The organism is Pseudomonas batumici (genome assembly GCF_000820515.1).
Lineage (GTDB): Bacteria > Pseudomonadota > Gammaproteobacteria > Pseudomonadales > Pseudomonadaceae > Aquipseudomonas > Aquipseudomonas batumici.
In genome coordinates this window covers 1-21,077 of the sequence record NZ_JXDG01000039.1, presented here as the reverse complement: position 1 = coordinate 21,077, position 21,077 = coordinate 1, and the positions used below count along the sequence as shown (strand labels likewise).

General features: G+C 61.2%; 16 protein-coding genes. 12 read left to right on the top strand and 4 right to left on the bottom strand.

What is annotated here, in order from left to right; translation table 11 throughout:
• Positions 1-24 precede the first annotated feature (24 nt).
• Both UCMB321_RS14965 and UCMB321_RS14960 read right to left on the bottom strand, forming a co-directional pair.
• Complete coding sequence (locus UCMB321_RS14965) at positions 25-1,335, bottom strand: MFS transporter (RefSeq protein WP_040068109.1); 1,311 nt, start codon at positions 1,333-1,335, stop codon at positions 25-27.
• A 303-nt stretch (positions 1,336-1,638) separates the two neighbouring features.
• A complete protein-coding gene (locus UCMB321_RS14960; RefSeq protein ID WP_040068107.1) occupies positions 1,639-2,577 on the bottom strand; it encodes a LysR substrate-binding domain-containing protein in 939 nt (312 codons plus the stop codon).
• 443 nt (positions 2,578-3,020) lie between these two features.
• Here UCMB321_RS14960 and UCMB321_RS14955 point away from each other — a divergent pair, with 443 nt between their 5' ends.
• The 7 genes from UCMB321_RS14955 to otnI all read left to right on the top strand — a co-directional run bounded on the left by UCMB321_RS14955 (position 3,021) and on the right by otnI (position 10,757).
• Positions 3,021-3,461 carry a CBS domain-containing protein gene (locus UCMB321_RS14955; RefSeq protein ID WP_040068105.1) on the top strand — a complete coding sequence of 147 codons (441 nt, stop codon included), beginning with the start codon at positions 3,021-3,023 and terminating at the stop codon, positions 3,459-3,461.
• A gap of 94 nt (positions 3,462-3,555) precedes the next feature.
• Positions 3,556-5,175 (top strand): methyl-accepting chemotaxis protein, encoded by a 1,620-nt coding sequence (locus tag UCMB321_RS14950; RefSeq protein ID WP_040068103.1) that lies wholly within the window; start codon positions 3,556-3,558, stop codon positions 5,173-5,175.
• A 288-nt stretch (positions 5,176-5,463) separates the two neighbouring features.
• Positions 5,464-6,369 (top strand): L-threonate dehydrogenase, encoded by a 906-nt coding sequence (ltnD, locus tag UCMB321_RS14945; protein ID WP_040068102.1) that lies wholly within the window; start codon positions 5,464-5,466, stop codon positions 6,367-6,369.
• A gap of 10 nt (positions 6,370-6,379) precedes the next feature.
• On the top strand, positions 6,380-7,669 hold the full coding sequence (otnK, locus tag UCMB321_RS14940; protein WP_040068100.1) for a 3-oxo-tetronate kinase: 1,290 nt from the start codon (positions 6,380-6,382) through the stop codon (positions 7,667-7,669).
• Complete coding sequence (otnC, locus tag UCMB321_RS14935; protein WP_040068098.1) at positions 7,666-8,304, top strand: 3-oxo-tetronate 4-phosphate decarboxylase; 639 nt, start codon at positions 7,666-7,668, stop codon at positions 8,302-8,304. The genes otnK and otnC overlap by 4 nt, the downstream gene beginning before the upstream one ends.
• Positions 8,305-8,492: 188 nt before the next feature.
• A complete protein-coding gene (locus tag UCMB321_RS14930) occupies positions 8,493-9,953 on the top strand; it encodes a GntT/GntP/DsdX family permease (RefSeq protein WP_040068096.1) in 1,461 nt (486 codons plus the stop codon).
• A 21-nt stretch (positions 9,954-9,974) separates the two neighbouring features.
• Complete coding sequence (gene otnI / locus UCMB321_RS14925; RefSeq protein WP_040068094.1) at positions 9,975-10,757, top strand: 2-oxo-tetronate isomerase; 783 nt, start codon at positions 9,975-9,977, stop codon at positions 10,755-10,757.
• A 46-nt stretch (positions 10,758-10,803) separates the two neighbouring features.
• Here otnI and UCMB321_RS14920 read toward each other — a convergent pair whose 3' ends face one another.
• Both UCMB321_RS14920 and UCMB321_RS14915 read right to left on the bottom strand, forming a co-directional pair.
• Entirely contained in the window at positions 10,804-11,622 is an 819-nt protein-coding gene (locus UCMB321_RS14920) for a DeoR/GlpR family DNA-binding transcription regulator (RefSeq protein ID WP_040068093.1), read from the bottom strand.
• Between the two features lie 148 nt (positions 11,623-11,770).
• Entirely contained in the window at positions 11,771-13,828 is a 2,058-nt protein-coding gene (locus UCMB321_RS14915) for a carbon starvation CstA family protein (RefSeq protein ID WP_040068092.1), read from the bottom strand.
• Positions 13,829-13,991: 163 nt separating this feature from the next.
• Here UCMB321_RS14915 and UCMB321_RS14910 point away from each other — a divergent pair, with 163 nt between their 5' ends.
• From UCMB321_RS14910 to UCMB321_RS14890, 5 genes are all read left to right on the top strand, one after another.
• On the top strand, positions 13,992-15,353 hold the full coding sequence (locus tag UCMB321_RS14910; protein WP_040068091.1) for a cache domain-containing protein: 1,362 nt from the start codon (positions 13,992-13,994) through the stop codon (positions 15,351-15,353).
• Between the two features lie 30 nt (positions 15,354-15,383).
• Positions 15,384-16,016 carry a response regulator gene (locus UCMB321_RS14905; protein WP_040068088.1) on the top strand — a complete coding sequence of 211 codons (633 nt, stop codon included), beginning with the start codon at positions 15,384-15,386 and terminating at the stop codon, positions 16,014-16,016.
• Between the two features lie 339 nt (positions 16,017-16,355).
• Positions 16,356-18,851, top strand: coding sequence for a sensor domain-containing protein (locus UCMB321_RS14900; protein WP_052451236.1), 2,496 nt, complete (start codon positions 16,356-16,358; stop codon positions 18,849-18,851).
• Positions 18,852-18,910: 59 nt separating this feature from the next.
• Positions 18,911-19,540 (top strand): response regulator, encoded by a 630-nt coding sequence (locus UCMB321_RS14895; protein ID WP_040068086.1) that lies wholly within the window; start codon positions 18,911-18,913, stop codon positions 19,538-19,540.
• Between the two features lie 170 nt (positions 19,541-19,710).
• Positions 19,711-21,077 (top strand): methyl-accepting chemotaxis protein (locus UCMB321_RS14890; protein ID WP_040068084.1); only part of this gene is annotated, 1,367 nt, incomplete at its 3' end.

Sequence of the window (21,077 nt, the reverse complement as noted above, 5' to 3'; positions counted from 1 at the left end):
AAAAAGGAAGGGAGCGGCTGAAGGTCAGCTCGAGGTGTTGCGCTGCATGCGGCGGCCAAGGCTGACCACGGCGATGACGCTGATCAGCGCAGTCGCCATGACGTAGAAGCTGGGCGCCAGCTTGTTGCCGGTGGCATCGATCATCCAGGTCACGATCAGTGGGGCGAAACCACCAAACAGGGTGATCGAAAAGTTGTAGCTGAGCGCGAGGCCAGTACCCCGGATGCTGGTGGGGAATATGTCGGCCAGCATCGCCGGGATCGGTCCCAGGCACGCGGCGATCAAGATGCCAACGATGGCCTGCACCAACAGCAGGACCGAGACACTGGGAAAGGTGTTGAGCAGCAGAAACATCGGGTAGGACGACAAACCGGTAATCAGCAGGGCGACGCTCAGCACCCGAAACCGACCATGGCGATCCGAGAGGCCGCCGAACACCGGCGCCATGATCATCAGGGTAGCTCCGGTCACCAGCGCCCCGAGGTACGAGGACGTGGCCGCGATGTGCAATTGCTTCAAGGCATAGGTCGGCATGTAAAGCTTGTGTACGTAGTTGAATGCCGTTGCACCCGCGACCACCCCGATGGCCAGCAGCAGGCTGACATGACCTTTGATCAACACATCGCGCAGTGGGGTTTTCTTCTGCACGTTCGCCACGGTCTTCTGGAAATCCGGGGTTTCATCGATCTGGCTGCGGATGTAGAAACCCACTGGCCCGATCAGCAGGCCCACGGCGAAAGCGACGCGCCAGCCCCAGGCATTCAATTGCACATCCGACAACAGGTAGCTGAGCAACGCGCTGACCCCGGCCGCCAACACCGTCGCCAGGCCCTGGGTCGACAACTGCCAGCTGGCGAAGAAACCACGTCGTTTGGCATCGGCGTGCTCGATCATGAAGGCGGTCGCGGCGCCGAACTCCCCGCCGGTGGAAAAACCCTGCAGCATGCGCGCAACGATAATCAGCAGCGGCGCGGTCAGGCCGATCTGCTCATAGGAGGGGACAAAGGTGATCAGTGCGGTGCCGAGCATCATGATCAGGATCGACATCGTCAGCGAGGCCTTGCGCCCCACCCGGTCGGCATAGGTGCCCAGCACGATGGCACCCAGCGGGCGCATCAAAAAGGAGATGCCGAAGGAACCGACGCTGAGCAGGAGTGAAGTGGTTTCGTTGTTCGACGGGAAAAACAGCTTCCCGATCACCACCGCGAAATAGCCATAGATCAACAAGTCATAGAATTCCAGGGCATTGCCGATACTGGCGGCGACGATTTCCTTCCAAGGGCCTCGCTGGGTTGAAACCTGTGCCGAATGCACGATGGATGATTGAGTGGTCATGAGAGAGTTCCGGGTCTGTTTCACAGTTGTCTATCGTATTCAGCGAGCCGCGGTGCGGTTCGATGACATCGATGGCAGTCATTGTTATGGGTGAAAACAACCGGACAGCGGGTGAAGATCTGCGCCTTCATGGCTGTCCGGCCCGGAGTCGAAATTGAATCAAGCCTTGGGTGATGGCAATTGCTGTTTCGGCACATCCTTGAGCTGATTGCGCACACGCCTGTCGGCATGGCCTTTTCAGGATCATCGGAGCGCTGATCTTTTTTTCGTGTGCCCGTAATCAGTGCACGTTTGAGAGGGCGGTCATGCCAGGTTGGTGTCGTGATTCGATCCGTGCCCCGCATGCCGCAACAGCAGACCCTGCCATATCTTCATCGCCCGTTCGCTCTGATTGGAGCGCAGGCGATGCAAGGACACGTCGAAGCTGATCTGAAACTCCGGACCGCCGGCGATCAGCAACTCGCCGGATGCCAGGGCACCTTTGGCGACCATTCGTGGCAGCCAGGCGAGGCCACTGCCGCGCTTGGCCATTTCCAGAATGGCCTCGTAGGAGTCCGCTTGATAGATCATGCGCAACGCCAACCGCTGGGGCAGGCGTGCCAAGTGCTGGGCGAGTACTCCGCGCAGGGCGAGGGTCGGCGAGAACGCCAGCCAGGGGATGGTCTGCGCGCTGCTGTGGGCGGAAATATGGAACAGGGGTTGTCCATGGGCGTCCGGGGCACTGACCGGTAGCAGCTCTTCGTTGGCGAGCACCAACGAGTCGAAACGCTCCGGATCGATCAGGACCTGGGTCAGCGGGCTGGAAAAGCTCAACAGCAAGTCCACGTCGCCGGCCGACAACTTCATGATCGCTTCCTGCGCACCGCTGGTCACCAGGGAGACGGGGAAGCAGCCGAACTGTGGGTTCAGAGACGCGTACCAGTCGGGGAAGAAATCACTGGCCAGGGTTCGTCCCGTGGCAATGCGCACCGGCTCATCGCGGCTCAATCCGCCCCCCTGGAACTGTGCCCGCACCGCGGCCAGCAACTCCACCGATTGCGTTGCGGCTTCCAGGAACAGCAGGCCGCCGGGCGTCAAGGACAGCGGTTGCTTGCGTTCGATCAGCGAAGTGCCGACCCATTCCTCCAACGCGCGAATACGCCGGCCGAATGCGGGATGTGTCACGCAACGGATCTCGGCGGCACGAGACAGGCTGCGAGTGCGAGCCAGTTCGATAAAGTCTTCGAGCCATTCGAGTTGCATGGTGATTTCCTGCTGGGAGGCAATGGGGGCGAGCGCAAAGAAATACTAACGGATTTGCTGTTCAACTACTTGGCCGTGGAAGCAGTCATCAGGCCAGTCTCGATCCATGCACTTTTATAATGCGTCATGGGGCATGACTTGCACCAGTCGGAGGCGGAGCAATGAGCTTTCGCCTCCGCCAGCCCAAGCGTTCCGAGTGATTGTCCCGTCAATTCGCCTTGGCGTCTCTGCGTTGCCGACTGGCACAAAGGCTGCACATATTTCTGGGAACAGCCCCCTCGGTCAACGACGATCGATTGGCCGAACAGGTCAGGGCAACCTTGGTGACCAGGCATGAACGCCTGGTTTCAGCACCGAGAAAGAACAGGCAAAGGCGCCTGGAACCGCAAGGTTTCAGGCGCTTTTTTTTGCCTTTTTAACCGTGAACAGTATTGGAGGCCCCTATGAAAACAGCCGCGCAACTGCTCAAGCTCAAGGTCGTGCAAAACCAGCAGGTGCATAGCATCGCGCCAGACCAGATGGTGCTGGAAGCGCTGAAGATGATGGCCGAAAAGAACGTCGGCGCTCTGCCCGTCATAGAGGCGGGGCAGGTGATCGGCGTGATCAGTGAGCGCGACTATGCACGCAAGGTCATTTTGCAGGGGCGCTCTTCGGTCGGGACGCAGGTTAGGGACATCATGAGTGCGCCGGTGGTGACGGCAGACAGTCAGCAGAGCATCGAGCGTTGCATGGCGGTCATGACCGACAGTCATCTGCGCCATCTGCCGGTGATGGACGGCGATCAACTGATTGGCCTGTTGTCGATCGGCGATCTGGTCAAGGAAGCCATCGCCGAGCAGGCCGACCTGATCCGGCAACTGGAGCACTACATTCGCGGCCATTGAAACGACCCGGGGCACAGTGAGTCCGGGGCTTATGGGGCATGAAGTTTTCAAATGCGCTGCCCATCGGGCAGGTATTAATCGGGGAGCATTTGAGATGGCCAAGCTAAGCACGGCACAGCGTATCGTCATCGGCTTTGCCATTGCGCCGTTGTTACTGACAGGACAGGCGTTGTATGCGTTGCACGATCTGGCGACGCTCAAGGAACAGGCAATAGTGATCGTCAAACAGGACTGGCCGAAGATCGATCCGATCATGGTCATTGCCACCGGTGTGCGGGACAACGCCAGGAACACCCGGGATCTGCTGATCGACAAGGATAATCAGCAAGCCCAACAGTCGATCGATACCACCAGGAAACGGATCACCCAGGCACTTGAAACCCTCGAGCCGCTGTTCTACCTGCCAGAAGGCAAGGCCGCCTATGCGGTCCTGAAAAAACATCGCGAGGCCTACGTCGCCGCGTTCACCCAGGTGCAGGTGTTGATCCGGCAAGGGGCTTTCGAGGCCGCGATGACACAGCTCAAACAGCAAGTCGTCCCTGCCGAACAGCAGGTCTATCAAAGCCTGGACGCCCTGATGGCTCTGCAAGGGCAGATCTTCGTCGATCGTGAGCGGTCGGCGCAGGCGCTGTACAGCGATGCCCGCCTGAACATGCTGGGCTTGTTCGTGTTCTGCCTGGTCTCGGTCATCGCCGCCGCGGTGATCGTCACGCGCAGTGTCACCCGGCCCTTGGGGGGCGAGCCCGATGATGCGGCGCGGGTATTGAGTCAGATCGCGCAAGGCGACCTGACGATTCACGTGCCCGTGAGTGCCAATGCTGGCGACAACATGATGATAAGCATGCAGCAGATGCAGCAAAGCCTGAACACGATGGTCCGGCACATCGCCGTGTCGGTCGATCAGGTGGCCAGTTCGTCCGAAGAGTTGAGCGCGGTCAGCAGCCAGACCAGTAGCAGTTTGCAGTTGCAGGGCCAGGAGATCGAGCAGGCCGCTGCCGCGGTCAATCAGATGAGCGCCGCCGTCGACGAGGTCGCCCGCAATGCGGTCAGCACCAGCGAGGCGTCCCGGGTGTCGGAGCAAACCGCGCAGCGTGGCCGTGAGCAGGTGCAGGAAACGGTGGCCTCGATAGGGATGCTGGCGGACGGCATGACGGATACCTCGCAGCGTATCCAGCATCTGGCCGGACGTGTGCAGGACATCAGCACGGTGCTGGAGGTGATTCGCAGCATTGCCGAGCAGACCAATCTGCTGGCCCTCAACGCGGCGATTGAAGCGGCCCGTGCCGGTGATGCCGGACGGGGTTTCGCGGTGGTCGCCGATGAGGTGCGGGCGCTGGCCCATCGTACCCGGGTGTCGACCGAGGAAATCGAGCAGATGATCGGCAACGTGCGGCTCGACACCGGGCACGCGGTGAGCGCCATGCAGAGCAGCAGCCACCTGGTGCAGACCACCCTGGAGGTTGCGCAACGCTCCGGCGAGGCACTGGAAGAGATCACCCGGTCGATCTCGCAGATCAATGAACGCAACCTGATGATCGCCAGTGCCACGGAGCAGCAGGCCCTGGTGGCGCGCGAGGTGGATCGCAACCTGGTGGGCATTCGCAACCTGTCCGAGCAGGTCTCGCTGGGGGCCCGGCAGACTCACACCGCCGGTCTGGAATTGGCCCGGATGGCCGGCAGCCTGCATCAGACCGTGGGGCGCTTCAGGACCTAGGCTCTGTACGATAACTGCCTGCGCGACGACCATGCTGCGTTAAAAACAGGCTCGGAATGCTCATGTAGGCCCCTACACTCCGCTTCCTCGCCTGTTTTTGCCTTGCCTGATCGCCGCTCGGCGAGTTCTCGTACAGACCCCAGGCCGGCAGGGGGCAGGGGGCAGGGGGCGGGTCCTTGCCCCTTGGGCGGTCTTTCAAAAACGATGTTAAAAAATGTTATTTTGAAAAAATACTTCACATATTCTGTTCATTGGGGGATTATCCGCTCAACTTGATGGAGTCCCCTCATGAATAACAAGAATGTCGGTGTGGTCGGTTTGGGCGCGATGGGGCTGGGCATTGCCCGCTCGCTGTTGCGCAGTGGTTTCCAGGTGCATGCCTGTGATGTGCGGGCGGCGGTGACGGAGCAGTTTGCCGGTGAGGGTGGGGTGGCATGCACTTCGCCCGCACACATGGCCGGCGAGTGCGAGGTGATCATCACGGTGGTGGTGAATGCCGAGCAGACCGAGACCGTACTGTTTGGCGAAGGCGGCGCCGTGGCCGCGCTGCGTCCTGGCAGCCTGGTCATCGGCTGTGCCACCGTGGCGCCTACCTATGCGGTCGATCTTGGCCAGCGCCTGGCCGAGAAGGGCCTGCTGTACCTGGATGCGCCGATCTCCGGCGGCGCGGCCAAGGCCGCCGCCGGCGAGATGACCATGATGACCTCGGGCCCGCAGGCGGCTTACGCCAAGGCCGAGGCGATTCTCGCGGGCATGGCCGGCAAGGTCTATCGCCTGGGTGACGCCCATGGCCTGGGCTCGAAGGTCAAGATCATCAACCAGCTCCTGGCCGGCGTGCACATCGCGGCCTCCGCCGAGGCCATGGCGTTGGGGCTGCGTGAAGGGGTCGATGCCGACGCGCTCTACGAAGTGATCACCCATAGCGCCGGTAACTCCTGGATGTTCGAAAACCGCGTGCCGCACATTCTCAAGGCCGACTACACGCCGTTGTCCGCGGTGGATATTTTCGTCAAGGACCTGGGCCTGGTGCTGGATACCGCGCGCGCCAGCAAATTCCCGCTGCCGCTGTCGGCCACGGCCCACCAGATGTTCATGCAGGCTTCCAGCGCCGGTTTCGGCCGCGAGGACGACTCGGCAGTGATCAAGATTTTCCCGGGCATCCAGTTGCCGACGGCCAAGACCGAGCCTGTTTGAGGACCGCACCATGAACTCCCGTCCATTACTGGGCTGCATCGCCGACGATTTCACCGGCGCCACTGACCTTGCCAACATGCTGGTGCGCGGCGGTATGCGCACCGTACAGAGCATCGGTATCCCGAGCCGCGAAGTCGCCGCCGGGATCGACGCCGATGCGATTGTCATTGCCCTGAAGTCACGTACCACACCGGTTGCCGAGGCGGTCGAAGCGTCCCTCGCGGCACTGACCTGGCTGCGTGAACAAGGTTGCGAGCAGATCTTTTTCAAATACTGTTCAACGTTCGACTCCACGGCGGCCGGCAATATCGGTCAGGTCAGCGAAGCGCTGCTGGCGGCCCTGGGCAGTGACTTCACCCTGGCGTGCCCGGCGTTTCCGGAAAATGGCCGGACGATCTTTCGTGGCCACTTGTTTGTCCAGGATCAACTGCTCAACGAGTCGGGCATGCAGCATCATCCCTTGACGCCGATGACCGATGCCAACCTGATCCGGGTGCTGCAATCGCAGACTGACCTGGATGTCGGCTTGTTGCGTTACGACAGCATTGCCCAAGGGGTCGAACAGGTGCGCGCGCGAATCGCCGAATTGCGCGGGCAGGGTGTCGGCATCGCGATCGCCGATGCCTTGTCGAACCATGATCTGTACACCCTGGGCGCGGCCTGTGCGGACTTGCCGTTGCTGACCGGCGGCTCGGGACTGGCCCTGGGCTTGCCGGACAACTTCCGCCGCGCCGGCAAGTTGCGCGAGCTCGATGCGTCGGAGCTGCCGCCGGTCTACGGTGATGAAGTGGTGTTGGCCGGTAGCGCTTCAGTGGCGACCAACGGGCAAGTGGCCGCCTGGCTCGAAGCCGGTCGACCGGCACTGCGTATCGATCCGCTGGCCTTGGCCGCCGGTGAGCCGGTCGTGGCGCAAGCTTTGGCCTTCGCCCGAAATAACAGTGAAACCGTCCTGATCTATGCCACCAGTTCGCCGGAAGAGGTCAAGGCGGTGCAACAGCAGTTGGGTGTCGAACAGGCCGGTAGCCTGGTGGAAAACGCCTTCGGCGAAATCGCCCGGGGGCTGCGTCAGAGCGGCGTGCGGCGCTTCGTGATTGCCGGTGGCGAAACCTCGGGCGCCGTGGTTCAGGCCTTGGGTGTGCAACTGCTGCGGATCGGTGCGCAGATCGATCCGGGGGTGCCGGCGACGGTCAGCACGACCGATGAGCCGCTGGCATTGGCCCTCAAGTCCGGCAACTTCGGTGGTCGCGACTTCTTCGACAAGGCCTTGAAGCAACTGGCCCAGGCTGGAGAGGCGCAATGAGCAATGAAAACGCCTTGCGCGAAGAAATCTGCGAGGTCGGCCGCAGCCTTTACCAGCGCGGTTATACCGTCGGCAGCGCCGGCAATATCAGTGCGCGCCTGGACGATGGCTGGTTGATCACCCCGACTGACGTCTGCCTCGGGCGCCTCGACCCGGCGACCATTGCCAAGGTCAACCTGGCCGGCGAATGGGTGTCCGGTGACAAACCCTCGAAGACCCTGGCGCTGCATCGCCAGGTCTATGACCGCAACCCGGGGGTTGGCGGCGTGGTTCACACCCATTCCACCCACCTGGTGGCCTTGACCCTGGCCGGTGTCTGGCAACCCAACGACATCCTGCCACCGCTGACGCCGTATCAGGTCATGAAAGTCGGGCATATTCCGCTGATCGGCTATCAGCGACCCGGCTCGCCGAAGGTCGCCGAACAGGTCGCCCAACTGGCCAACAGCGTTCGCGGCGTGATGCTCGAACGGCTGGGGCCGGTGGTCTGGGAAAGTTCGGTTTCCAAGGCCAGCTACGCCCTGGAAGAACTCGAGGAAACCGCACGACTCTGGTTGATGAGCAACCCCAGGCCCGAACCGCTCGATCAAGCGGCGCTGGACGAGCTGCGCGAGACCTTCGGGGCGCACTGGTAGAGCACGGATTAGCAGCACAGATCGATAACGCAGGCCCTGTCCGGGAGACGCACAGCGACTCTCGATGGCCCCGGCTTGCCTGAAAAAACAATAACAACAGGAAATCCAAGCATGACTTACCTTCACCAAGGCACTTGCAGGTCCAGCGGCGCAACCGCTGCGTTCACCCGGCGCGGAGGGCTGCCGAAATGAGCCCGTTGATCCTGATGGTGACCGCCGGGCTGGGCATCGCGCTGTTGCTGTTCCTGGTGCTCAAGTACAAATTCCAACCCTTCGTCGCCTTGATGCTGGTGAGCATCCTGGTGGCCCTGGTCGCCGGGGTGAAGCCGGCGGAGCTGGTCGCCACCATTGAAGGCGGCATGGGCAAGACCCTGGGCCATATCGCGATCATCATTGCCCTGGGCGCGATGATCGGGCGGATCATCGAACTCTCTGGCGGTGCCGAGGCCCTGGCCAGGACGCTGATCAGCCGTTTCGGCAACCGGCGTACACCGCTGGCGCTGACGATTGCCGGTTTCATGGTCGGGGTGCCGGTGTTCTTCGAGGTCGGGGTGATCATCCTGATGCCGCTGGCCTATGGCGTCGCTCGCAGTGCGCGCAAGCCGTTGCTGGTGTTCGCGCTGCCGATGTGCGCGGCCTTGCTGACCGTGCATGCCTTCCTGCCGCCACACCCGGGCGCCGTCGCCGCTGCCAGCCAGCTGGGTGCCGACCTTGGCCGGGTGCTGATGTTCGGCCTGCCGATCACCGCGCTGCTGTGCTATGTCGGCTACCGCGTGGCCGGACGCATGACCCGTCGGGTGTACCCGATGACCGACGATATTCGTGCCGAGGTCTACGGTCCGCATGTCACCCATGAAGACCTGGTCGCCTGGGGCAATGGCAACGACATCAGCACAGCGCAGGCGGCGGTGGCTGTCTCGCACATGGGCCTGGAAGAGTCCACCGGCAGCCTCGTCGCCAAGCTGCCGCCGGCGCCGCCACCGGGTTTCGGCCTGATTGTCGGGCTGATCCTGTTGCCGATCATCCTGATTCTGCTGGGCACCCTGGCCACCTCGCTGCTGCCTGCCGACTCGACCCTGCGCGGTATCATGACCGTACTCGGTGCGCCGCTGGTCGCGCTGCTGATCGACACCTTGCTGTGTGCCTGGCTGCTGGGTTCGCGGCGGGGCTGGAGTCGCACCCAGGTGTCCGATGTGATCGGCTCGGCCTTGCCCGGTGTGGCGATGGTGATCCTGATTGCCGGTGCCGGCGGTGTCTTCGGCAAGGTCCTGGTGGATACCGGCATCGGCGCCGTGGTCTCCGATCTGTTGCGCACCACCGGTCTGCCGGTGCTCGCCCTGGGCTTTCTGCTGACCCTGCTGCTGCGCGCGGTACAGGGCTCGACCACGGTGGCGCTGGTGACCACTGCCGGGATCATCAGCCCGTTGATCGCGACCCTCAACCTCACCCCAAACCACCTGGCCCTGCTGTGCCTGGCCATGGGCGGTGGCGGCCTGGCGATGTCCCATATCAATGATGCCGGCTACTGGATCTTCACCAAGCTGGCCGGGCTGAATGTGGGTGACGGTCTGCGCACCTGGACGGTGCTGACCACCTTGCTCGGTACGCTGGGTTTCTGTATTACCTTGCTGATCTGGCCGTTTGTCTGAGCCTTTATCCTGGGAGCTACCATGCCTCGTTTTGCTGCAAACCTCAGCATGCTTTATCCGGAAAAGGGCTTTCTGGAGCGCTTCGCCGCGGCCGCCGCCGATGGTTTCGAGGCGGTGGAGTACCTGTTTCCCTACGACTACAGCGCCCAGGAGCTGAAGCAGCGCCTGAGCGACAACGGCCTGGTGCAAGCGCTGTTCAATGCGCCGCCGGGCGATTGGGCAGCGGGGGAGCGGGGCACCGTGTCGTTGCCGGGTCGCGAGGGTGAGTTTCGCAGTGGTTTCGACCGCGCCCTGGACTATGCGGCGGTGCTGGGCAATTCACGTATCCATGTCATGGCCGGCCTGTTGCCCTCCGAGAGCGAGCGGGCACGGCATCATGGCATCTACCTGGAAAACCTCGCCTATGCGACGGCCGAAGCGGCCAAGGTCGGGGTGACGGTGTTGCTGGAGCCGATCAATACACGGGACATGCCGGGATTTTTCCTCAACCGGCAGGATCAGGCCCAGGCCATCTGCAAGGAAGTGGGCGCCAGCAACCTGAAGGTCCAGTTCGACTGCTACCACTGCCAGATCGTCGAGGGTGACCTGGCCAGCAAATTGCGCCGGGACTTCGACGGGATCGGCCATATCCAGATTGCCGGCGTGCCGGACCGCCACGAGCCGGACTTGGGGGAGGTCAACTATCCCTATCTGTTCGAGCTGATTGACCAGTTGGGCTATGACGGCTGGGTTGGTTGCGAATACCGGCCGCGCGGCGACACCTCGGCGGGCTTGCAGTGGCTACGCGACTGGAAGGCGCGCTAGGTTTGAGAGGGCGGCGGATGTAAATCCGCCTCCTACTCGATAGACCTTAAGGCGTCACGCCGGAGGGCAACATCAGTTCGACGCCTTGTTTTCGAATACCGTCGGCCGCCGCAGTGGCCAGCGCATCGTCGCTGATGATGATGTCGAACTGTTCCAGTCCGGCGATCTTGTACATGCTGAAGGTGCCGTACTTGGAGCTGCTGGCCACCAGCACCACCTGGGACGCCGACTGCATCGCCACCTGCTTGACCTCCACCTTCAGCGCCGAAGGCGTGGTCAGGCCGCGACGCAAGTCCCAGGAGCTGGTGGAGATGAACGCGATATCGGTGACCACCTGGCGCAAGGTGGCGACCGCCAACCCGCCCACGCAGGAATGGTTGGAGTGATCCAGCTGGCCGCCGGTATGAATGACCGTGACCTGGGGCGCGTCCATCAAGGCCTGGGCGATACCGAAGTCGTTGGTCACCACGGTCATGCCGGAAAGCGCCTTGACGTAGGGGACGATCTCCAGGGTGCTGGTGCCCGCATCCAGGTAAATCGTCATGTCGGCGTGCAGCAACCGGGCCGCGAGTTTCGCCATCGCCTGTTTCTGCGGCAACTCGACCACGGCCTTGAGCTGGTGGCTGGGCTCGCTGTGCAGTTGGCTGGCGATCCGAACGCCACCGGTGACCGAATAGGCCCGACCTTCCTGCTCCAGCAGCGCAATGTCGCGGCGCACCGTCATGTGCGAGCACTCGAACATTTCCATCAACTGATGAACGCTCAGCACCTGGTGCTTGCGCAACTGTCGCAGCATCAACTCACGGCGCTGTTCAGGAATCATCGGTGCGCCGCTTTCGGCGGCGATGTCCTTTTGACTAGGCATTCGGGCTCCACAATGAAGAAATCCGCCGACAAGGAAAGCGGAGCAAACATAGTAGCGAATCCGCGTCAAAGGAACGAGGTGTTGCGGCTCACCAACGAAAAATGCCCCGTAGCTTTCGATACGGGGCATTTTTTTCATCTAGCTTCGATTACGCCTCTGGAACGGCCTGGAAGGGCGACTCCTTATCCGTACGCTCCTGGCTACCCCAGGCCGAGACACCGACCTTGATCGCATAGAACAGGATGCTGAAGACCACGAACAGGAACAGCGCCGTCAGCGTGGCGTTGGTGTAGGCGTTGAAGATCACGTGCTGCATCTGGGTGATGTCCTTGGCCGGGGCGATCACCTGTCCGGCTTCCAATGCGACGCTGTACTTCTTCGCCAGGGCGAGGAAACCGATGGCCGGGTTGGCATCGAACAGCTTGATGAAGCCGGCGCTGGTGGTGCAGATCAGCAGCCAGGCGGCGGGCAGCAAGGTGACCCAGATGTATTGCTGGCGCTTCATCTTGATCAGCACAACGGTGCCGAGCATCAGCGCGATACCGGCGAGCATCTGGTTGGAGATACCGAACAGCGGCCACAAGGTGTTGATGCCACCCAGCGGGTCGATCACGCCCTGGTACAGCAGGTAACCCCACATCGCCACGCAACCGGCAGTGGCGATCAGGTTGGCGGTCCAGGATTCGGTACGCTTGAGCGCCGGAACGAAGGAACCGAGCAGATCCTGCAGCATGAAACGCCCGGCACGGGTACCGGCATCCACGGCGGTCAGGATGAACAGCGCTTCGAACAGGATCGCGAAGTGGTACCAGAACGCCATGGTGTTCTCACCAGGCAGCACATGGTGGAGGATCTGCGCGATACCGACCGCCAGGGTCGGCGCACCGCCGGCACGGGCCAGCACGGTGGTTTCGCCGATGTCCTTGGCCACTGCCAGTAGGGCGTCCGGGGTGATGGTGAAGCCCCAGCTGCTGACGGTCTGCGCCACGGCTACTGCATCAGCACCGACCACGGCGGCCGGGCTGTTCATGGCGAAGTACACGCCCGGATCGATGACCGAGGCGGCGACCATCGCCATGATGGCCACGAAGGATTCCATCAGCATGCCGCCGTAACCGATATAACGGGCATGGCCTTCGCTGGCCAGTAGCTTGGGCGTGGTCCCGGACGCGATCAGCGCATGGAAGCCGGACACCGCGCCGCAGGCGATGGTGATGAACAGGAACGGGAACAGACCGCCTTTCCAGACCGGGCCGGTGCCGTCGACGAACTGGGTCAACGCCGGCATTTTCAGCACGGGCATGGTGATCAGGATGCCGATCGCCAGGGCCATGATGGTGCCGATCTTGAGGAAGGTCGACAGGTAGTCGCGCGGGGCCAGGATCAGCCACACCGGCAACACGGCGGCCACGAAGCCGTAGCCGATCAGCATCCAGGTGATCTGGATCCCGGTGAAGGTGAAGGCCTTGGCCCACACCGGGTCGGCGGCGATCTGCCCGCCCAGCCAGATCGAGCCGAGCAGCAGGAGCACACCGACAATGGAGATTTCACCGATGCGGCCCGGGCGGATGTAGCGCATGTAGACGCCCATGAACATCGCGATCGGGATGGTCGCCATCACCGTGAAGATCCCCCATGGGCTCTCGGCCAGGGCCTTGACCACGATCAGCGCCAACACGGCGAGGATGATGATCATGATCAGGAAACAGCCGAACAGGGCGATGGTCCCCGGGATGCGGCCCATTTCCTCGCGGACCATGTCGCCCAGGGAACGACCGTTGCGACGAGTGGAGAGGAACAAGACCATGAAGTCCTGCACCGCACCGGCCAGCACCACCCCGGCAATCAGCCACAGGGTGCCGGGCAGGTAGCCCATCTGCGCCGCCAATACCGGGCCGACCAGTGGTCCGGCGCCGGCAATGGCGGCGAAGTGATGGCCGAAGAGAATATGTTTGTTCGTCGGCACGTAGTCCAGGCCATCGTTGTTGACGACGGCGGGAGTGGCGCGCATGGGGTCGAGTTGCATCACCTTGTTGGCGATGAACAGGCTGTAATAGCGGTAAGCGACGAGGTAGATAGCGACTGCGGCGACTACGATCCAGAGGGCATTGATGGCTTCGCCGCGGCGCAGGGCCACGACACTCAGCGCAAACGCTCCCAGGACAGCCACGGCAAACCAGGCGAGGTGTTTAGCCAGACGGGTCATTGCGTGTCTCCTGCCGACAGTCGGTAGACTGCGGCGGTAATTTTTATAATTGTGTCCGCTGTGCGGAGCTGGCCCAATATCCGTGTATACCGTCAACAAAAGTATCCGCACGACTACGTACGCAGCGTCTACGTAGTTCTACTGAGAGCCCCGGTAATCCGTCATGCAGCTCAAGCACAAAATCGTCGCCCTGGGAATCTTGCCGCTGGTCATGGCCATCGCTGTCATCTGCGCGCTGGTGATTTCCCTGAACCGCCAACTGGGCGATCAACAGGCGCAACTGATCGAAGACAGCATTCTGGCCAGCAAGCGCGCCGAGCTGAAAAACTACGTCGCCATGGCGCAAAGCCTGATCGCGCCGCTCTACGACGACGGCAAGGGTGACGAGCACGCCCAGCAACAGGTGCTGGAAGAACTGCGCAAGCTCAGCTTCGGGGTCAATGGCTACTTCTTCGTCTACGACCGCGAGGGCCGCAGCCTGATGCACTCGCGCCAGTCGGAACTGGTGGGCCAATACCTGTGGGACATGAAGGACCCCCACGGTCTGCCGGTGATCCAGGCGTTGCTGAAAAGTGCCGAATCAGGGGAAGGCTTTCAACGCTACGCCTGGAACAAACCCTCGACCGGCCAGGTGACCGACAAGCTCGCCTATGTGGTCATGCTGGACCGCTGGGGTTGGATGCTCGGTACCGGCATCTACCTCGAGGACGTCGAGCGCGCGACACAGCAGGCCCGTGACGAGGTGGCCCTGGGCATCCGCAAGACGATGCTGGCGATTGCCGGGGTCGCCCTCGTGGCGGTGCTCCTGGTCTTTGCCGGCGGCATGACCCTGAACGTCAGCGAACATCGCCTGGCCGACAGGAAACTCCAGCGTTTGACCCAGCGAATCGTCAGCTTGCAGGAGGAAGAGCGCTCACGGGTTTCCCGTGAGCTGCATGACGGTATCAGCCAGGTCCTGGTGTCCATCAAGTTTCAGTTCGAGCTGGCCAGCCATGTGCTGGAGAAAGGGCAGGACAGGGGCCTGGGCATTTTAAGAGAAGCCATCGAGCGCCTGGGGGAAGCGATTGGCGAGGTCCGCAGCCTCTCTCACGATCTGCGCTCGTCGCTGCTCGACACCCTGGGCCTGCCGGCGGCGATCGGTCAGCTCGCTGCCGAGTTCGAGCAGCGCAGCGGGCTGGTGGTGACCTACGACAACAACGCGTTCGAGTGCGAGCTGGTCGATGGGCTGCCAGTCGCGTTGTTTCGGATTGTGCAGGAAGGTCTGACCAATATCGAACGGCATGCACAGGCGCACCACGTCTCGATTACCCTGCAGGGGGCCGCAGAATTTGTGCGCCTGACGGTGGTCGACGACGGTATCGGTTTCAACGTCGCCCAGGTCGAGCGTCGTCACTCGGGTATCGGCCTGCGCAATATCCGCGAGCGTGTCGAGCATTTTGGCGGACGACTCGAACTGGCCTCCATGCCGGGAAGGAGTGTACTGGATGTTCTGCTGCCGCTTAAAATTGCCGCTGCAAAGTCCTGACTCAGCCCACAACAAGAGCGAACGCCCCTGATGAATCTGCTCCATCCAATCCGCGTCGCCCTGGTCGACGATCACTCCCTGGTCCGGGATGGGATCAAGGCCTTGCTGGCGGTGATGCCCCCCCTGGAAGTGGTGGGCGAAGCCGAGAATGGCGCCGAAGCGCTGGAGATGGTGAAGCGCTGCCAGCCGGATCTGCTGCTGGTGGATATCGGGCTGAAGGACATGAATGGACTTGAGTTGACCCGCGTGTTGAGCAAGCAGTACCCGCTGCTCAAGATTCTGGTGCTCAGCATGTACGACAACCATGAGTATGTGAGTGAGTCGGTGCGTTCCGGCGCCAGCGGTTATGTGCTGAAGAATTCACCTTCGCGGGAAATCATTGCGGCCATTGAGGCCATCGCCAGCGGCGGGACGTTTTACAGTGCGGCGATCGCACAGCGGCTGATCGCCGACAAGAACACCGATAACGAGCTGACGCCGCGCGAGAGCCAGGTGCTGCGCAAGATGGTCGAGGGCCTGAACAACAAGGAAATGGCCCGCGAGCTGGACATCAGCGTGCGCACGGTGGAAACCCATCGTTTGAGCATCCGCCGCAAGCTCAACATCGACAAGCCCGCGGCCTTGGTGAAGTACGCGATTGACCACGGAATCATTTCGCATTGAGGCTCGATTGGCCCGATCGCCTTGGATGCTGTTGCGCGTTAGTGATCGTCCACGCAATGCGGGGTAAGGGAATGCCTACCTTGTCGACAATTATGCCTACTTGAAAATCAGCAAGGTCCGATGGTCAGGTAATCCACATGACCTGCATCATTTATCTGTACTGGCATGATGCCATTTGCCTTGCGGCGTATTAGAGGGCATGACTGGCAGGCGCGAAGCATGACCATCCTCTCTGCTCCCCACACACGGCGATAAATCCCGGCTCCGGTCGGGCGCCTCAGTCAGAGATAGGCCGATGAAAAATGGTGACTCCCGCACGTGTAAGACAAGGTGGCGAGCATGACCGAGAAGCTGCCTTTTTGCAGCCCACCCGGGGAGCTGGCCTCTACCTGCGTCGACCTCTATCAGACGGCATTCGCGAACAGTACCGCTTGCCTGGCGCTGTTTGCCATCTGTGAAGACGCTCGTCTGCGCTTTATCGACGTCAATCCTACGATGGAGAGGCTATTGGGCCTGTCCAAAAGCGAGTTGCTCGGCCAGTGTCCAGACGAGCGATTGCCTGAGGCTATCACGAGTCGAATAGCGAGCAGCAGCCAGGCCTGCATCGCCACCGGCAGCTTATTGAACGATGAATACGAACTCCAACTGCCCATCGGTCGTCGTCTCTTCTTGCAGAGCCTGATTCCCTTGCGCAATGCGAGCGGGCGCATCACGAACTTCCTGTGCTTTGTGCGAGACATCACGCAGAGCAGGCACCCTGAGCAACAACTGCTGAGCGACAAGCAGGCATTCCGCACGCTGGCGGAGCATACCCCCGACACCATCGCTCGCTACGACCGCAATCTCCTGCGTACCTATGCCAATCCCGTATTCGTGCACATGATCGGGTTGCCCGAGACGGCGGTACTCGGCAAGAAACCCAGTCACGCTTCCAACACTCCCGAGATACTGGCCTATGAAGCAACGCTGTTGGGGGTGCTGCGTAGCGGGCATCCCGACGAACACGAGTTGGTCTGGCAGGGCTTCGATGGTCGGCAGCTCATCAGCCATATCCGCGTCGTGCCGGAACGAGCGGCCGACGGCGAGGTGACCAGCGTGCTGGCGGTGGGGCGTGATATCACCGGACTGCGCCGTGCCGAACAGGCACTGAGGCTCAAGGAGCAGGAATTCCGCACGCTGGTGGAGAACTCGCCGGATGTCATTGTGCGCTATGACCTCGAAGGCCGGCGTGTCTACGTCAACCCCGCCTATGAGCAGTTGTATGGTATTGCGCTCAGCGATGTCGTGGGTACACCGATCAGTCACAGAGGCCCGTTGTCGGAGGAACTGACGAGCCGCTACCAAAAGGGCATCATGGATGTCATGCAGAGCGCCCGGCCCGTCGCCCTGGAGGCCACCTGGACCAGGGCGAATGGCGAGCAGGTCGTCCAGCATGTCCGGGCGGTGCCTGAGTTCGACTCGCACGGCCAAGTCGCCAGCGTATTGACCATCGCGCGCGACATCAGCGAGATCAAAGCCTACCAGCAGCAGTTGCATACCATGGCCTTTTACGACTCTCTGACCGCGCTGCCCAATCGCGAACTCTTCAAGGACCGACTGCATCAAGCAATAACCCACGCGAGCCGATACAACCGCCAGGTGGCGGTAGCCATTCTCGATCTCGACAATTTCAAAGTGATCAACGACACGTTGGGTCACAGTGCGGGCGATGATTTGCTGCAGGAAACCGCCAGGCGCTTGCAGCGTGCGGTGCGCGACAGCGACACGGTCGCCCGCCTGGGCGGCGACGAGTTCGCCCTGATCCTGCCTCTGGCGACAGGCGTCAGCTTGAACGCCTTGGCCGGCAAGCTGCTACAGGCGATCAGTGGGATCTACCCGATCCGGGAGCGGGAGCTGTTCATCTCCGGTAGTATCGGTATTGCCTGCTACCCAGGCGATGCCAGCACGATCAGTGAACTGCTGCAGTACGCCGACTCGGCGATGTATCATGCCAAGGAGCAAGGGCGTAACAACGTACAGGTCTATTCGGCACAGCTCATCCAAACGACGACAGAGCGCATGGCGCTCGCGGCCAGCCTGCGCGATGCTCAGCCCAACGGAGAGTTGGAAGTGCATTACCAACCGCAGGTCGACTTGGCCAGCGGGCGTTTGATTGGTGCCGAAGCCTTGTTACGATGGAACCACCCCCGGCACGGGCCGGTACCTCCAGACACGTTCATTCCGATCGCCGAGGAAACCGGGCTGATCGTCGGTATCGGTGAATGGGTGTTGCGTAAAGCCTGCCAGGTCGCGGTAGCCTGGAATCGCGATGACCGACATCCGGCGCTGAAGGTATCCGTGAATCTCTCGCCTCGGCAGTTCAGGATGAACGATCTGGCCAACTCGATCCGCGTCATCTTGCAGGACACCGGCTGCGAGCCAGGATGGTTGACGCTGGAAATCACCGAAGGTCTGTTGCTGGACAACAATATAGCCGTGCGCGAGATCCTTGAGCGGCTGTTCGCCATGGGACTCACCATCGCCATTGACGACTTTGGCACTGGCTATTCGGCACTCGGTTACCTGAGTCGCTTTCCGGTTGAAGTCCTGAAGATTGACCGCTCCTTTATCCGTGGTATCGACCACCACCGTGAGAGCGTCGAGTTGGTCAAGGCCATTATCTCCATGGCCCATGCCCTGGGCATGGCGCTGGTGGCCGAAGGTGTCGAAGAGCCCTCTCAGGAAGCCTTTCTGCAAGGCTCCGGTTGCCACAGCGCGCAGGGCTATCTGTACGGCAAGGCCATGCCGCGGGAAGACTTCGAACAACTGCTGCTCTACAAGGCCGGTATCCGATGACTTGTCCCCGGTCGACGTACCCGTGTACGCACTCTCATTAAGACAGGTAGAGAAACACCATGATCCGACTGATGATCGCCGATGATCACGCCATCATGCGCGAAGGATTGAAGCGGCTGTTCGCCCTGGACGACGACCTGCAGGTTGTCGCCGAAGCGGAAAACGGCCTGGTGCTGCTCGAACGACTGCGCCAGGGCGGCATCGACCTGCTGCTGCTCGACATGAGCATGCCCGGCATCAGCGGTGAGGATTTACTGTTTCGCATCCACGCGCACTATCCGTTACTGCCGATCCTGGTATTGAGCATGTACAACGAAGTCCCCATCGTCCTGCGCGCGCTCAGAACGGGCGCATTAGGCTACCTGACCAAGGACAGCGACCCTGAAACGCTGCTCCTGGCCATTCGCCGAGTGGCCACCGGCGGACGCTATATCGATAGTCGGCTAGCTGAACAGATAGCCTTCGCCGCTGGCGGCCTGGAATCGCACTGTGAGCACGATGTCCTGACCGACCGTGAATTGCAGATCATGCGCCTGCTCGCAGGTGGACTCAGCGTCATGCGGATTGCCGCTGACCTGGCGATCAGCCACAAGACCGTCAGTACCCATAAAGGCCGCCTGATGGAAAAAATGGGATTTTCCAGCACCGCCGATATCGTTCGCTATGCCATGACACAACGATTGCTCTAGACAGGGCCTGGCGGCACTCAAACTCGAAGGCGTGCGCAGACGGGGTAAGGGGAATCCTAGTAAAGAACCAGCATGCACTGATGGATAGTGCTTCACAGGGTTTGCACAATGCATTGTGCCAATGTTCTGTCGCCAGTCTTTTGGTGAAAGCGTGCCCTGAGAGAGATTGAATGAATAAAGTGTTCGGCAATATCAGCGTCAGCCTCAAACTGGGCCTGGGATTCGGATTGGTTCTGCTCTTGACTACCCTACTGGCCCTGATCAGTTGGAACAGCATGGACAACCTGATCTTCCGCAGCAACCGAACGGGGGAGGTTACCCAGTTAAGTACATCGCTGTATAACCTGAAGGTGAGCCGCCTGGAATACATGTTGAGCAACGGGGATGAAACCGCCGCACAGAACATGCAGGCCCATATGGATACGTTCATCGCCCAGTTGCAAAAACTGCTGGGTAGTTTCAAAAATCCGGAAAGCCTCAAGCTGGCCAAAGAACAAGCGGTTATCATCAATAACTACCAGCAATCGCTGAATAAATTGCGCGATGCGTATCACACTCGCCGCAGTGCACAACAAACTATCGCTGGCATCGGCGAATCGACCTCCAAGTTGATCGACGAGATTCGCACTAGCGCGTTGCAAATGAATCCAGGCGACGCGGGCCGTTCCGAACGTCTCCAGGCCATCGGCCATGTCAAGGAGCAGTTCCTGCAGAGTCGTTTCGAGGTTCGCGGTTACAGCGCTGACAGCACCCCGGATACCGAGAAGAAGGCCTTCAACCAGGTAAATGAAACCGTCGATGGCCTGAGACAGCTTGGCGAGTATCTCAGCTCGTCTCAGTCGGATGCGTTGCGCCAGCTGGAAACGGCCCTGGGCAACTACCGCGCCGCCTTACAGGCCTACAAGACGGCTATCAACGTCACTGCCTTGATACGCAAGGACTTGACCGAGCAAGGGAGTGAGATCTTTACGCGCAGCGATGCGATCTACCAGATTCAACTGGATAGCCGCGACAGAGAAGTCGCCCAGACGCGTACCTTGCAGTTGGGCAGTACCTTATTGGCCTTGCTGTTGGGCATCCTGGCCGCCGTCATCATCAGTCGCCAGATCACCCGTCCGATCCGCGAAACCCTGGACGTTGTCGAATGCATTACGGCGGGCGACCTTACCCGCAACCTGCTGGTCACCCGTCGCGATGAACTGGGCGTGCTGCAGCGAGGCATCCAGCACATGAGTGAGGCCTTGCGCGACCTGATCAGCGGCGTTCGCGAGGGCGTTACGCAAATCGCCAACGCCGGCGAAGGGTTGTCGGCGGTCACCGAACAAACCAGCGTCGGGGTTAACAACCAGAAGACCGAGACCGATCAGGTCGCCACCGCCATGCACCAGATGACCGCCACCGTCCAGGAGGTCGCGCGTAACGCCGAGCAAGCCTCGCAAGCCGCCGCCGATGCTGACGGCGAGGCCCGCGCCGGTGACAAAGTGGTGGCCGAAGCCATTGCGCAGATCGAACGCCTGGCCACTGAAGTCGCTCGTTC